Genomic DNA, 13,900 nt, shown 5'->3' with positions numbered 1-13,900 from the left:
GCGGTCAGTGGCGGCCGAGGGCGATGACGGCGATGTCGTCGGCGAGGTGGTGGGTCCAGTCGCGGACGTCGTCGTCGAGGTGGCGGACCAGGTCGTCCGGGGTGCGGGGGTCCGCGTCGGCGAGCCGCTCGGCGAGCGGGTAGAACTCGCCGGTGGAGTTGCGCGCCTCGCTGAGGCCGTCGGTGTGGGTGAGCAGGGTGGCCCCGGGGGCGAGGTCGAGCCGGTGCGGCCGTACGGCTCCGGCCGCGCCGAGCAGTCCGAAGCCGAGCGGCAGCACGGCGGGCACGTGCAGCTCGCGGGTCCGCTCCGGGCCGACCTCCAGCGGGGCCAGGTGCCCGCAGTTCACGACGTGGAGGTCCGGGGAGCCGCCGGAGTGCTGGAGGAGGAGGGCGGTGGCGAAGAGCTCGTGGTCGCCGCGGGCGGTGGCGGCCCGCTGGACCTGCCGGTCCAGGCAGGCGGCGACCTCGCCGAGGTCCTCCGTCTCGTGGGCCTGGCTGCGGAAGCAGCCCAGCAGGTCGGTGACGGTCTGGACGGCCTGGAGGCCCTTGCCGCGCACGTCGCCGATGAGGACACGGGTGCCGTAGGGGGTGTCGAGGGCTTCGAGGAAGTCGCCGCCGATGGCGGTGCCGGCGGTCGCGGGCTGGTACAGGCCGGCGAGGCGGAGGCCGCCGAGGCGGTCCGGGATGGGGTGCAGCACGGCGCACTGGAGGGCGGCGGCGGTCTCCCGGGTCCGGGTCAGCCGCTCGGTCTGCTCCCGGCGCTGCCAGGTGACCGCCCCGGCGGCGGCGCCGACGGCGAGGGCGACGATGACGCTCATGGGCTGACTGGTCTCGGCGTCGACCATCACGTACTGGAGGACCGAGGCGCCGGCCACGGCGAGGGCGACGACGGGACGGCCGAGGGCCAGGGCGGCGACCGCGACCACGATCGTGCCGACCCAGAGCAGTTCGCGGGCCTCCGTCGGCAGCGGCGTGGGGCCGAGCGCGGAGGTGGAGGGCAGGGCCTGGGCGGCGGCGGTGCCGACGAGGATCGCGCCGGGCAGCAGGGCCGCGTTCACGCCCAGGTGGGGGCGGGGGACGGCGGCGAGGAAGCGGGCCATCTGCGGGGCCGCGGCCAGCATGGTGCCGAAGCCGATGAGGGTCACGACGGCGATGCCGCCCAGGAGCGCGTGCCCGGCGTGGTCGACCAGGGCGTGCAGCAGGGCGAGGCCGAGGGCGGCGAGCGGCAGCCCGAGCGAGGCGCCGGCCAGCGGGGACACGGCCCGGTACCGGACCACCAGGCAGGCGAAGGCGCCGCCGGCACCGAAGGCGGAGAGCACCAGTGCGGCCGTGGCGGTGGAGAGGCCGGCGGCGGAGACGAGCGCCGGGACGGCCATCGTGAGGACGACCTGGGTGAAGCCCAGGGCGAGACCGGCGACGAGTGCCCCGGTCCTGACGGCGCCGGGCACCTGCTCGGCCCGTGCGCGCTCGCCGGTACGGCGCAGGGTGCGGACCCGGGCGGCGGCGCAGGCGAGCACTGCTGCGGTGAGCAGGGCGCCGACGCGGGGGTCCTGCCAGCCCCAGAGCGGGGCGAGCTGGAGTGCGGCGGCGAGGGCGACCGCGCACAGGACCTGGCAGCTCGTGCGGACCGGGTCGGGAAGTTCCTCGCGGGCGAGCGGGCGGGCCTCGGGAAGCAGCCGGCGGACGAGCACCAGGGCGGTGCCGGCCGCGGCGGCCATGAGGGCGGCGGTGATCCGCCATCCGGTGAGGGCCGCCGCGTGCGGGGCGAGGTTGACCGCGAGCACGAAGCCGAGGGACATGGCGGCGAGCCAGCCGCCCATGATGCGGCGGATGCGGCCGGGCATGGAGACGGTGGTCATGAAGGCGAGGCAGGAGACGAAGACGGCGGCCAGGGAGGCGGCCACCAGGATCCGGCCGAGCACGTAGGTGGCGGGGTCGAAGGAGGCGGCGAGGGCGGTGGAGCCGAGGCAGAGCGCGGCGAGGGAGGCGGTGAGGGTGGCCCGCCGGCCCTTGAGGTCGCCGGCGCGTCCGGTCGCCGCGAGGACGCCGATGGCCAGACAGGCGCCGGTGATCTGGGCGACGGCGTTGTCCTCGGCGGTGACGCCGAGGTCGGTGTGGACGAGGGGGGCGACGGCCGCGTTCATGGCGGGCGCGACGACGTACAGGGCGGCGACCAGGGCCAGGACCAGCCCGATCACCCGGGGGGAGACGGCGTGGCCGCTCCCCGGCGCCGGTGCGGCACCCGCCCCGGACGGCGTGGTGGTGCCGGTCATCGACAGGACCTCCTCGTGGCTCCCCCGTGGACTACCCCCCACGAGGTTCCCAGCGAAGAGATGTCCACCTACAGGGCCGAAAGGCCCCATAAGGTCATACGAGTGGTCCTGCCGGGGCGCCCCGGCGGTTCCGCCCCGGCCGGTCCGCCGCCGTCACGCCGCCCGCAGGGCGGGCAGCAGGGTGGTCCCGGCCCACTCCAGGAAGGGGCCCTGGTGTCCGCCGCCGATCTGGACGAGGGCGAGGTCGGTGAAGCCGGCCCTCCGGTAGGCCGCGGCGGCCTCGACCACGGCGCCCGGGTCGTCGCCGCACGGAATCGCCGCGGCCACGTCCTCGGGACCGACGTGCGCGGTGGCCTGGGCGAAGCCGGCCGGCAGCGGCAGCTCGGGGTTGACCCGCCAGCCCCCGAGGGACCAGCGGAACTGCTCGTGGGCACGGGCGACGGCCGCGTCGCGGTCGGTGTCGTAGCAGAGGGCGAGCTGGCCGATCCTCGGCTTGCCGGCGCCGCCGTTCCGGTCGAAGTCCTCGGTGAGCCGCCGCTCCGGTTCGACGGCGACGAGGAGGTCGCCGAGCCGCCCGGCGAGCGCGCAGGAGCGCGGTCCCGAGGCGGCGATGCCGAGCGGGGGCGGCCGGTCGGGCAGGTCCCAGAGCCGGGCGGCGGTCACGTCGAAGTGGCGCCCGTGGCGGGTGACGTACTCGCCGGTGAAGAGCGCGCGGATGATGCCGACCGCCTCCTCCAGGCGGTCCAGCCGTTCGCGGGCGGTGGGCCAGCCGGCTCCGACGACGTGTTCGTTGAGGTTCTCGCCGGAGCCCAGGCCGAGCCGGAACCGGCCTTCGGAGAGGAGTTGCAGCGTCGCCGCCTTCTGCGCGACGACGGCCGGGTGGTAGCGGAAGGTCGGGCAGGTCACGAAGGTCATCAGCGGGATGCGGGTGGTGGCCTGGGCGGCGGCGCCGAGCACGCTCCAGGCGTACGGGGCGTGCCCCTGCTCGTCGAGCCAGGGAAAGGAGTGGTCGGAGATCACGGAGAAGTCGAAGCCGACGCGTTCGGCCTCGACCACGTGGTCGACCAGCTCACGGGGGCCCGCCTGCTCGGTCATCATCGTGTAGCCGAAATCTGTCATGCGCGGCGACTTGCCGGGCCCGTCCGGCCGTAAACGGAGGAGGGCCGTCGGCATGCCGCCGGGCACGTCCTCATTCCTGGAGGGGGACCGTCGCCGGGGTTCTGACCGGGCCGACGACGGTCATGGGTATCCGGACGTTCTCGCAGAAGCGGCGGACGCAAGAAAGCACGCTCAGCGAGGCGGGGCTGGGGTCGGTGGTGGTGAGCTGGACCCGGACGTGCCGGGGCCGGTGGGCGTGGGCCAGAGCCTGGGCCTCCAGATCGGCGGCGGAACGGCTGGAGAGGGCGAGGTCGCCCGGGAGCGACAGGTGCAGGACGCCCTCTTCGAAGGCATGGCCGATGAGCATGACCGCCTCCTTCCGTCGTACGCCGTCCCACCGCCCGCAGGCGGTGGGACGGACGGTTTCCGTCAAGGCGTTGTGCCGGGCACGCTGGCACCAGGCTGGCAGACGCGGACCGTGTCCGCACCCGCACGGCCCGCAGCCCCCGCGGTCCGGCACGCCCGGGTGAAGCCGCTGGTCGAGGGGGTGCGGGCCGGTGGGCGCGGGCGGTCAGCGGGGCACGGGGGCCTCCGGCCCGGTCCGCCCGGTGGCGGTCTCGTCGAGGAAGCCGCCCGACTGGTGCTGCCAGAGTTTGGCGTACGCCCCTTCGGCGGCGAGCAGCTGGTGGTGGTCGCCCTGTTCGACGATCCGGCCGCGGTCGAGGACCACCAGCCGGTCCATGCCGGCGACGGTGGAGAGCCGGTGGGCCACGACGAGCGCGGTCCTGCCCTCCATGAGCCGCCACAGGGCGTCCTGGACGAGGAGTTCGCTCTCCGAGTCGAGGGCGCTGGTCGCCTCGTCGAGGAGGAGGATCGGGGCGTCGCGCAGGATCGCCCGGGCCAGTGCCACCCGTTGCCGCTGGCCGCCGGAGAGCTTCACACCACGCTCCCCGACCAGGGTGTCGAACCCCTCGGGCAGCGCGTCGGCGAACTCGGTGACGTGGGCGGCCTCGGCGGCGGCGCGGATCTCGGCCTCCGTGGCGCCGGGCCGGGCGAAGGCGATGTTCTCCCTGAGGGTGCGGTGGAACATCGCCGGGTCCTGCGGTACGGAGGCGATGAGGCCGCGCAGGTCGGACTGGCGCATGCGGCTGATGTCCTGACCGCCGATCAGGATCCGTCCGCCGTCGACGTCGGTCATCCGCAGGAGCAGCCGGGTGAGGCTGGTCTTGCCGCCGCCGGAGCGGCCGACGAAACCGACCTTGGTGCCACCGGGCACGTCGAGGTCGAGGCCCTCGAAGAGCGGCGCGGCGCCCCGGTGGGCGAAGTGCACGCCCTCGAAGCGGACGTGTCCGGACGGTCCGGCGAGCGGTTCGGGCGCCGGCGGGTCCACGACGGTCGGGGGTTCGAGGAGGAGTTCGGTGAACTGGGCGGCCTCCGTCATGGAGCTTTCGAGCCGCCGGTAGATCTGGTTGAACTCGAACATGATCCGGGTGGCGTTGGCGTAGTACGTGAACGCCACGATGATCGCCTCCACGCCCCGCTCCCCCGCGCCGAGCGTCAGGGCGAGCACCAGTCCGAGCACGTTGGTGAGGACGGAGAGCGGCGCGACGAGGGTGTCGATGCGCAGGTTGCCGTAGTCCCAGGAGCGCAGGGTGATCCGGCGCGACTCGGCGACGCGGGCCCGGTGTTCGGCGGCCTCCCGCCTCTCGGCGGCGAAGGAGCGGACGCTGTCCATGTTGGTGAGCACGTCGGCGACGTGCCCCGACACGCGGGCGATGGCCTGCTCGCGGTCGGCGACGATGCGCTGGCGCCGGCGGACGAGCGGGAACACGCACACGGCGGTGAACGCGATCATCACGAGGAGCCCGACGACCAGCAGCGGGTCGTACTGCCAGAGGACCACGGAGGCGAACAGCAGCGGCACGAGGCTGCCCATGACCTGGAAGGTCAGGGTGTCGACGAAGTCCTCGAAGCGGGACGCGAAGCTGATGGCCCGTTTGGTGAGCGAGCCGGCGAAGTTGTCGTGGAAGAACGCCGCGTCCTTGGCGAGGAGTTCGTCCATGCCGACGACGTAGAGGTGCTCGATGCCGCGGGCGTCGAGCCGGTTGAGGCAGTGGAAGCCGACCCGCCACAGCGCCTCGCCGAGGAGCAGGACGCCGGCGAAGGCGAGGGCGTAGGGCAGGACCGAGTCGAGGGTGACGGAGCCGCCGTCGGCGACCCTGCCGACGAGTTTGGCGACCACGAGCGGGGCGAGGTACTGGATGCCGATGTTGCCGAGCGCGGGCAGCAGCAGCGCGGGCACGGCCACGCGTTTGAGCCGCACCAGCTCTCCTCCGTAATACCGGAGCGCGAGGCGGACGGAGCCTTTGCCCGGTCCGCCGTCGCGTTGTTCTGACGTTCCCATCACGACCTTCCGTCGTCGTTCCGACACGTAAGGTGACGGAGTGTGGCGGAGGGTGGTGGGGACGGTCCACGGGTTTTCCGGCCGGGCCGGGGGCTCGGTACGGATCAGGCGCGCAGCCCGGCGGTGAAGGCGACGAGCTCGCGCACGACCCGGTCGGGGTCCTCCCAGTACACGACGTGGCCGGCGCCCTCGTGGACGAGGAGGCGGGAGTCGGGGATCGCGTCGAGGAGGAGCTGCTGGTCCGAACGGGTGAGCAGCGGGTCCCGGTCGCCCCAGACGACGAGGGTGGGCACGAGGATCCCGGTGAGGGTGGCCGCGAGGTCGGTCTCCAGGAGACCGTGCAGGGTCGCGCGCCAGACGCGGGCCGGCACCTTCAGGTTCTCGTCGACGAGGGTCTCCAGGAACCCCGGCGCGACCCGTCCCTCGGCGAACCCGCGGGTGAAGTCGGCGGCGAACGCCCGGTCCACCGGGTCCTCCAGGGCGTCGACGGCCTCCCGGAGCGAGGTGGCCCCGGGCTTGTCGGCGAGCAGGGCGGGAACCCCGAGCAGGACCAGGCCGGCGACCCGGTCGGGCCGCCGGCCGGCGACGATCCGGGCCTGGACGCCGCCGCTCGACCCGCCGACGAGGACGGCCCGCTCGATCCCGAGGTGGTCGAGGAAGGCGACGAGGTCGTCGGCGAAGTCCTCGGGGAGGTAGCCCTCCCCGGGCTTGTCGGCGTCGCCGTGGCCGCGCTGGGTCGGCGCGTAGGCGTGCAGCGCGGACGGCATGGCGCGCAGCATCGGCTCGAAGGTCCACCAGGAGTCGGCGTAGCCGTGGACGAGGACGAGCGGCGGCCCGTTCCCCGGCCGTCCGGCCTCCGCGTACGGGAGCGTCGGGCGCCCGCCGTCGAGGACGGCGCGGTGCACGGCGACGGTGGCCATCGGCGTCCTCCTCGTCGCTCGCCTTTCCCGGACCGCGGACTTCTCCAGCGTAGGGAGGGCTTTCCTGACGCTCAACCGGGAGTGCGGAGGAAAGGCGTACGGCGGGCTCTGCGGCCGTTCCGGTGCATTCCGCGCGGGCCGGTCCTGCGTGTTCACCTGGCCGGGGACCCCGGTGCGCGACCATACGGACGCGCCGTCGTGTGCATACCGGCCGGCGGCGGTAAATGGCGAGAGCACACAGGAAGAAGGCCGTACGTGACCGGCAGCGAGAGCGAGAACCCGGCAATTCCGTCCCCCACCCCCGAGGTGACCAGGCCCCGGACCAATCAGGACTGGTGGCCGGACCAGCTGGACCTCTCCGTACTCCATCGGAACGATCCGCAGGCCGACCCCCTCGACCAGGGCTTCGACTACGCGAAGGAGTTCGCGGGCCTGGACGTCGAGGAGCTGAAGCGGGACGTCATCGCCCTGATGACGGATTCCCAGGAATGGTGGCCGGCGGACTACGGGCACTACGGTCCGCTTTTCATCCGAATGAGCTGGCACGCGGCCGGCACCTATCGCATCGCCGACGGACGGGGCGGCGGCGGAAGCGGTGCCCAGCGTTTCGCGCCGCTGAACAGCTGGCCGGACAATGCGAGCCTGGACAAGGCCCGCCGGCTTCTCTGGCCGGTCAAGCAGAAGTACGGTCAGCGGATCTCCTGGGCCGATCTCCTGGTTTTCGCGGGGAACTGCGCGATGGAATCGATGGGTTTCAAGACCTTCGGATTCGGATTCGGCCGGGAGGACATCTGGGAGCCCGAGGAGATCTTCTGGGGTTCGGAGGACACCTGGCTCGGCGACGAGCGCTACAGCGGTGACCGGGAGCTCAAGGGACCGCTCGGCGCGGTCCAGATGGGCCTGATCTACGTCAACCCGGAGGGCCCGAACGGGAACCCGGACCCGCTGGCCGCCGCCCGCGACATCCGCGAGACCTTCGGCCGGATGGCGATGAACGACGAGGAGACGGTCGCGCTCATCGTCGGCGGCCACACCTTCGGCAAGTGCCACGGGGCGGTGAGCCCCGAGTACATCGGCCCTGAGCCGGAGGCCGCGCCGGTCGAGCAGCTGGGCCTCGGCTGGAAGAACGCGTACGGCACCGGCGTCGGCGGCGACTCCCTGACCAGCGGTCTGGAGGGGGCCTGGACCACCTCCCCGACCACCTGGGACAACGGCTTCCTCGACAACCTCTTCCGGTACGAGTGGGAGCTGACGACCAGCCCCGCGGGCGCCCGGCAGTGGACGCCGGCCGACCCGGCCGCGCAGGACACCGTCCCGGACGCGCACGACCCGTCGAAGCGGCACGCGCCGATCATGCTGACGACCGACCTGTCGCTGCGCATGGACCCGGTGTACGAGCCGATCGCCCGCCGCTACCACGAGAACCCGGAGCTGCTGGCGGAGGCGTACGCCAAGGCCTGGTACAAGCTGCTGCACCGTGACATGGGCCCGCTGTCCCGCTACCTCGGGCCGTGGATCCCGGAACCGCAGCTGTGGCAGGACCCGGTGCCGCCGGTCGACCACGATCTGGTCGGGGACGAGGACATCGCCGCTCTCAAGGAGCGGATCCTCTCGTCCGGGCTGACCGTGCCCCAGCTGGTCACGACGGCCTGGGCGGCGGCGGCGAGCTTCCGCGGCACCGACAGGCGCGGCGGCGCGAACGGGGCGCGGCTCCGGCTCGCGCCCCAGAAGGACTGGGCCGTCAACGACCTGCCCGAGGTGACCGAGGCGATCGGCACGCTGGAGGCGATCCGTGAGGAGTTCGCCGCCGGACGGACCGACGGGACGCGGATCTCGCTGGCCGACCTGATCGTGCTGGGCGGCTGCGCGGCGGTCGAGCGGGCCGCGAAGGACGCGGGCCACGAGGTGACGGTGCCGTTCGCGCCCGGCCGGACGGACGCCTCCCAGGAGGACACGGACGTGGAGTCGTTCGCGGTGCTCGAACCGCGTGCCGACGGCTTCCGCAACTACCTGCGGCCGGGCGAGAAGCTGTCGCCGGAGACGCTGCTGCTCGACCGGGCCAGCATGCTCACGCTGACCGCGCCGGAGATGACGGCGCTGATCGGCGGCATGCGGGCGCTGGACACCGGCCACGGCGGGGTCCGCCACGGCGTGTTCACCGACCGTCCCGGCAGCCTGACCACCGACTTCTTCGTCAACCTGCTCGACATGGGGACGGAGTGGAAGGTCTCCGCGTCGGACGAGAACGTTTACGAGGGCCGGGACCGGGCCACCGGTGGCCTGAAGTGGACGGGCACCGCGGTGGACCTCGTCTTCGGCTCCCACGCACAGCTGCGGGCCCTGGCGGAGGTGTACGCGGCGAAGGACGCGGGCGCGAAGTTCGTGCGCGACTTCGTCTCCGCGTGGTCGAAGGTGATGAAGCTGGACCGCTTCGACCTGCGCTGAGCCGCCGGGCCGGTCCCTCGGGCGGCAGGCCGCTCAGGCGCCGGGACTCTGGGGCGCCGGGGCCGGACGCGGGCCGGCGCCCGGACGGTCGTGCTGCGGCCGTCCGGGCGCCGGAGTCGTGCGGGCGTCAGGTGGAGATCGCGGGGAGCAGTCCGGTGACCGGCGCCGCCTGGTCGGTGAGCTGGTGGAGCTGGTGGAGTTCGTTGATCCGGCTCAGTCCGCCGAGCTGCTCGCCGACGCCGGGGTAGCCGGCCCGGGCCTCCTCCGGCATGCCGGTGGTGGCGAGGGCGTCGAGTTCGGCGATCGGGCTGATCGGCGGTCCGAGCGGCCCCGAGGGGGCGGCGACGGCCTGGGTGGCGGCGCCGCCGAGGCAGGAGAACGCGGCGGCGACCGCGAGGACCGAGGAGATGCGTCGAGGTGAGGTCACACCCTCACAACGGAACGTTCCGCCGGGGGACACGCGAGGCGCCCCGGCGTCCTCCGAACGGGCCACCGGGCCCGCCGGCCGACCCCCTCCTGGGGCGGAGGACCGCGCTGTAGGGTGGGCGTTCGAACCGAGGCCGACCCGCGTGCGGAGGGCAGTTGACCGAGCTCGTCCGCGGCACCCCCGGACTCGTACGGGCGGTCAACGACCGCGCCGCCCTCCATCTGCTGCTCCGTCAGGGCCCGCTCACCCGCCCCGAGATCAGCCGGCTGACCGGCCTCTCCAAGCCCACCGCTTCCCAGGTCCTCGCGCGCCTCGAAGGCGCGGGACTGGTGGTCGGCAACGGACTGCGCACCGGCCTGCCGGGCCGGGTACCGGAGACGTACCGGGTCAACCCGGCGGCGGCCTACGTGACGGCCGTGGACGTGACGCCGGAGTGGATCGCGGTGCGGGCCGCCGACATCACCGGCGCGGTGATCGGCGAGGCGGAGGCGCCCGCGCCCGGCGGTTCCGGGCGGGCGGAGCTCGTGGCGGCGCTGCGCTCGGCGCTCGACCGGGTCCCGACGCCTGAGCCGCCGAAGCGGGTGGTCGTCGGCGTGCAGGGCGCGGTGGACCCGACGACCGGCCGACTCTGCTACGCGAGCGTCGAGGACATGGCGGCCTGGCTCGTGCCCGACGTGGAGCGGACGCTCGCCGAAGCCCTGGGGCTCCCGGTCCGGATCGAGAACGACGTCAACCTCGCGGCGGTCGCCGAGCGGGCCCACGCGGCCGCCGACTGCCCCGACTTCGTCCTCCTGTGGGCGGACGAGGGGCTGGGCGCCGCCCTCGTCCTCGACGGGCGCCTGCACCGGGGCCACTTCGGCGGGGCGGGCGAGGTCGGCTACCTCCCGCTGCCCGGCGCGGCCACCGCCCGGGAGGCCGGCGACCACTACGGGCACCACGGCTACCAGCAGCTGGCCGGCGGCGACACGGTACGCGACCTGCTCCACTCCCACGGCGTCCCGGGCGCGGACTTCACCGAGACGGTGACGGAGGCGGTGCGCCGGGCGGGGGACGGCGCGCGGGGGCCGCTCCCGGCGGGCGAGGAGGCCGAGGCGGCGCGGGCGGGGCTGGGGCGGGTGGCGGCCCGGCTGGCCGCCGGGCTCGCCTCGATCGTCACCGTCGTGGACCCGGGGCTCGTCGTCCTCGCGGGCCGGCTCTGCGCCGCGGGCGGCGAGCCGCTGCGCGCGCTGGTCGAGCGGGAGCTGCGGGTCCTGTCCCACTCGCGGGCGGCGATCCGGCTGTCGGCGGTGACCGGGAACCCGGTGCTCGCCGGCGCGCTCGACCTCGCGCTGACGGCGGCCCGCGAGGACGTCTTCGGCGGGCCGTCGCCGGTCGGCCGGAGCGTCTGAGCCGCGGCCGGCGGGCGGGGCGGGCTGGCGGGGCGGGAGGCCGGGGCGGGGCCGACGGCTGGGGCGGTGCCGGTCAGCGGCCCCGGGAGAACCAGCCCTTCCGGTCCTGCGGTGCCGGGGTCTGCCACGGGTTCGCGGGGGCACTCTCGGCGAAGAGCGGTCCGGTGCGCGGCGAGACCCGCTTGAGCCGGGCGCGCCACGGGCCGTCGGCCATCTCGAACTGGACGACGAGCGGTCCCTCGGTGAGCGGGACGGTCTCGCGCCGCTTGCCGATCTCGTTGACGACGTTGTCGTCGTGGGGCAGCGCGGCGTGGTCGTCGTGGCCGGCCAGTTCGTAGACGTTGACGATGAGGTTGTCGTCGCCCCGGTAGTCGATCGCGAGGTCGGCGACGCCGCCGGTGTGCAGCAGCACGTCAGGACCGCGGAACTCCGCCTCCCGCTCGGTCAGCGGCCGGGCCGAGGCGAGCGGCGACACGTCCAGGCGCCACGGGCCCTCGGCCTCCAGGCGGAGGCGCAGGGTGCCGTGGCCGGGGACGGTGGCGAGGACCCGGCCGAAGTAGTGATCCTCGGTGCTGTTGACCAGGTTGTCGCCCTCCTTGTTGCGGCGGTCGAGGATCGTCAGTCCCGTGTACCCGGCGTCCGGGACCTCCAGTTGCACGACGACGGGGCCGGGCGGGAGTCCGTCCACGGTGATCACGTCGTTGTCGCGGCCGGTCTCGGTGTACGGGTCGAACACCGGCCCGTACGCCCACACGTCGTCCTGACCGGGCGCCGCGGGCCCGGCGGGCGCCGCGGGGACGGGCTGAGCGGCCTGGGCGGGTGCCGGGGCGCCGTATCCGCCCTGGGCGGCTGCCGGAGTGCCGTAGCCGACCGGAGCGGGGGCGGGGGCCGCCGGGTACCGGGGGGTCACGGAGCCGGGCCCCGGTGCCGGAGCGGGAGCCGGTGCGGGAACGGCTCCGGGCGGCACGACGGCGGCGGGCGGCGGAGCGAAGCCGGGTGCCGGAGCGGGCGCCGGGGCAGGTGCGGGAGCGAAGCCGGGAACGGGGGCCGGGGCGGGGACCGGGAAGTCCGGCTGCGGGGTCTGCCGCGCGGGGGCCGGCGCGGGCGTGGGCGTGCCCGTCGGGTCCGCTCCGGCGACGTGGACGCCGTGATCGGTGGCCAGGCCCTCCAGGCCTTCGGCCCAGCCCTGCCCGACGGCCCGGAACTTCCAGCCGCCGGCCCGGCGGTAGAGCTCGGCGAGCACCATCGCGGTCTCCCCCGCCGCGTCGGTCACGTCGTAGCGGGCGACCGGCGTGCCGTCGGGGGCGATCGCCTCCACGGCGAGCCCGGGCACGTCCCGGAGGGTGCCCCGGTCGGTGGAGCCGACGACGAGGACGCGGGCGACCTCCGGCTCGACGGTCGGCAGCGCGATCTCCAGCCAGTCGCCGCCGTCCTCGGCGCGGGTGAGCCGCACGGCACCGGTCGGGTGCTCGGGCTGCCCGTGGAAGACCACGTCGTGGTCGCCCCGGACGACCCCCCGCTCGGTGAGGAGGAGCGCCATCGCGTCCGTGGCGCGGCCGCGCACGGCGATCCGCAGCGGCACGGTCGGCACGAAGCCGTTGCCCCCCTTGGTCAGCGTCGTCATCGCGCTCGGCCCCTTCCCCTCGTGTCCCCACCCGGTCGAACAGGGAAGATCCTCGGCGACGCGCGGCCCCGGGACAAGGGCCGCAGGTCGGAGCCGCGCGCGTGCGCCGCCCGGCGCGGGGCCCGCGCGGGTGTGACACTGGTTCCGTCCGGCCAGGAGGTGAGGACCGTGGTCCACGGCACGATCCGGGTCGACGCGCCGTTGCGGCGGGTGTACGACCAGTGGACGCAGTTCGAGGAGTTCCCGCGCTTCATGCACGGTGTGATCGCCGTGGAGCAGACCGACGAACGGCATCTGCACTGGCGTACGGGGATCGCCGGGGTCCGGCGGGAGTTCGACGCCGAGATCGTCGACCAGCTCCCGGACGAGCGGATCGCCTGGCGGACGGTGGGCGGCGAGGTGCGCCAGCGCGGCCTCGTCACCTTCGAGCCGATCGACGCCACGCACACGCGCGTGCGGCTGGTGCTGGAGATGGAGCCCGAGGGGGCGGCGGAGCGTGCTGCCGCCGCGCTGGGCGTGGTGTCCAGCAGGGTCTCCGGAGACCTCCGGCGGTTCAAGGACTTCGTCGAGGACCGGCACGCGGCGACCGGCGCCTGGCGCGGCCGGCTGCGGCCCGCCGGAGCGCGGCGCTCTCCGGGGACGGCGCCCGGTCCCGTACCCCCTCCTCCGGACGCGGCGGCTCCGTCGACCGGTCCGGGCGGCACCCCTATTTAGTTTGCTTTTCAACTACCAAGAGGGAGATGATGTCCGCACGCCCCGCGGCACGCGCGGGGCGACGGTGAAGGAGCGGACAGTGAGCGACGCCGTGGTGGCCACCGCCGGACAGCGGATCTTCCTCGACAAGCAGACCCCCGACGCCTACAAGGCGTACGTCCGGACCGCGCAGACCGTCCGCGCCGCCGCGGACGACGCCGGCCTCGACCGGATCCTCGTCGAGCTGGTGAACCTGCGCGTCTCCCAGCTCAACGGCTGCGCCTCCTGCCTCGACGCGCACACCCGCGCCGCCCTCGCCGCCGGCGAGACCCCCCGCCGCCTCGGCGTGCTCGCCGCCTGGCGGGACACCGCGCTCTTCACCCCGCGCGAGCGGGCCGCCCTCGCGCTCGCCGAGGCCACCACCCACCCCGCCGAGGCCGACGCCCAGGAGCGGGCCTACGCCGAGGCCCGCGAGGTCCTGGACGACGCCGCGCTCTCCGCCGTGATCTGGGTCGCCATCACCATCAACGCCTTCAACCGGGTCTCGATCCTCAGCAAGCACCCCGTACGACCGGCCTGACGGCGGACGCGCCGACCGTGGGAGCGGGCCCACCGGGGGCCCGGTCGAA

Annotated in this window: 11 protein-coding genes; 4 read left to right on the top strand and 7 right to left on the bottom strand. The window is 74.6% G+C overall.

Going from position 1 to position 13,900, the window contains the following annotated elements; translation table 11 throughout:
• Nucleotides 1-4: 4 nt before the first annotated feature.
• From ACF1BN_RS12315 to ACF1BN_RS12295, 5 genes are all read right to left on the bottom strand, one after another.
• A complete protein-coding gene (locus ACF1BN_RS12315) occupies nt 5-2,272 on the bottom strand; it encodes an MFS transporter (RefSeq protein WP_392331528.1) in 2,268 nt (755 codons plus the stop codon).
• Nucleotides 2,273-2,425: 153 nt separating this feature from the next.
• Nucleotides 2,426-3,391, bottom strand: a complete 966-nt coding sequence (locus tag ACF1BN_RS12310) for a TIGR03557 family F420-dependent LLM class oxidoreductase (RefSeq protein ID WP_392331527.1) — start codon at nt 3,389-3,391, stop codon at nt 2,426-2,428.
• Between the two features lie 70 nt (nt 3,392-3,461).
• Nucleotides 3,462-3,737: a hypothetical protein gene (locus tag ACF1BN_RS12305; protein ID WP_392331526.1), complete on the bottom strand. Its 276-nt coding sequence runs from the start codon at nt 3,735-3,737 to the stop codon at nt 3,462-3,464.
• 204 nt (nt 3,738-3,941) lie between these two features.
• On the bottom strand, nt 3,942-5,774 hold the full coding sequence (locus ACF1BN_RS12300) for an ABC transporter ATP-binding protein (protein WP_392331525.1): 1,833 nt from the start codon (nt 5,772-5,774) through the stop codon (nt 3,942-3,944).
• A gap of 104 nt (nt 5,775-5,878) precedes the next feature.
• A complete protein-coding gene (locus ACF1BN_RS12295) occupies nt 5,879-6,694 on the bottom strand; it encodes an alpha/beta fold hydrolase (RefSeq protein WP_392331524.1) in 816 nt (271 codons plus the stop codon).
• A gap of 255 nt (nt 6,695-6,949) precedes the next feature.
• On the opposite strand from ACF1BN_RS12295, the gene katG reads away from it, so the two are divergent.
• Complete coding sequence (gene katG, locus ACF1BN_RS12290; RefSeq protein WP_392331523.1) at nt 6,950-9,139, top strand: catalase/peroxidase HPI; 2,190 nt, start codon at nt 6,950-6,952, stop codon at nt 9,137-9,139.
• Between the two features lie 127 nt (nt 9,140-9,266).
• Here the strand turns inward: katG and ACF1BN_RS12285 are convergent, their stop codons facing one another.
• Entirely contained in the window at nt 9,267-9,566 is a 300-nt protein-coding gene (locus tag ACF1BN_RS12285; protein WP_392331522.1) for a hypothetical protein, read from the bottom strand.
• 155 nt (nt 9,567-9,721) lie between these two features.
• Here ACF1BN_RS12285 and ACF1BN_RS12280 point away from each other — a divergent pair, with 155 nt between their 5' ends.
• Nucleotides 9,722-10,954 carry an ROK family transcriptional regulator gene (locus tag ACF1BN_RS12280; protein WP_392331521.1) on the top strand — a complete coding sequence of 411 codons (1,233 nt, stop codon included), beginning with the start codon at nt 9,722-9,724 and terminating at the stop codon, nt 10,952-10,954.
• 73 nt (nt 10,955-11,027) lie between these two features.
• Here ACF1BN_RS12280 and ACF1BN_RS12275 read toward each other — a convergent pair whose 3' ends face one another.
• On the bottom strand, nt 11,028-12,578 hold the full coding sequence (locus tag ACF1BN_RS12275) for a TerD family protein (RefSeq protein ID WP_392331520.1): 1,551 nt from the start codon (nt 12,576-12,578) through the stop codon (nt 11,028-11,030).
• A gap of 168 nt (nt 12,579-12,746) precedes the next feature.
• Here ACF1BN_RS12275 and ACF1BN_RS12270 point away from each other — a divergent pair, with 168 nt between their 5' ends.
• Together ACF1BN_RS12270 and ACF1BN_RS12265 are read left to right on the top strand one after the other, a co-directional pair.
• Nucleotides 12,747-13,292, top strand: coding sequence for an SRPBCC family protein (locus ACF1BN_RS12270; RefSeq protein WP_392331519.1), 546 nt, complete (start codon nt 12,747-12,749; stop codon nt 13,290-13,292).
• A gap of 79 nt (nt 13,293-13,371) precedes the next feature.
• Nucleotides 13,372-13,851 carry a carboxymuconolactone decarboxylase family protein gene (locus ACF1BN_RS12265; RefSeq protein ID WP_392331518.1) on the top strand — a complete coding sequence of 160 codons (480 nt, stop codon included), beginning with the start codon at nt 13,372-13,374 and terminating at the stop codon, nt 13,849-13,851.
• Nucleotides 13,852-13,900: the final 49 nt, after the last annotated feature.

This window comes from Streptomyces sp. NPDC014861, assembly GCF_043081625.1.
Lineage (GTDB): Bacteria > Actinomycetota > Actinomycetes > Streptomycetales > Streptomycetaceae > Streptomyces.
Note: the sequence above shows the minus strand (reverse complement) of the source record. Positions and strands in the feature narration are given on the sequence as shown.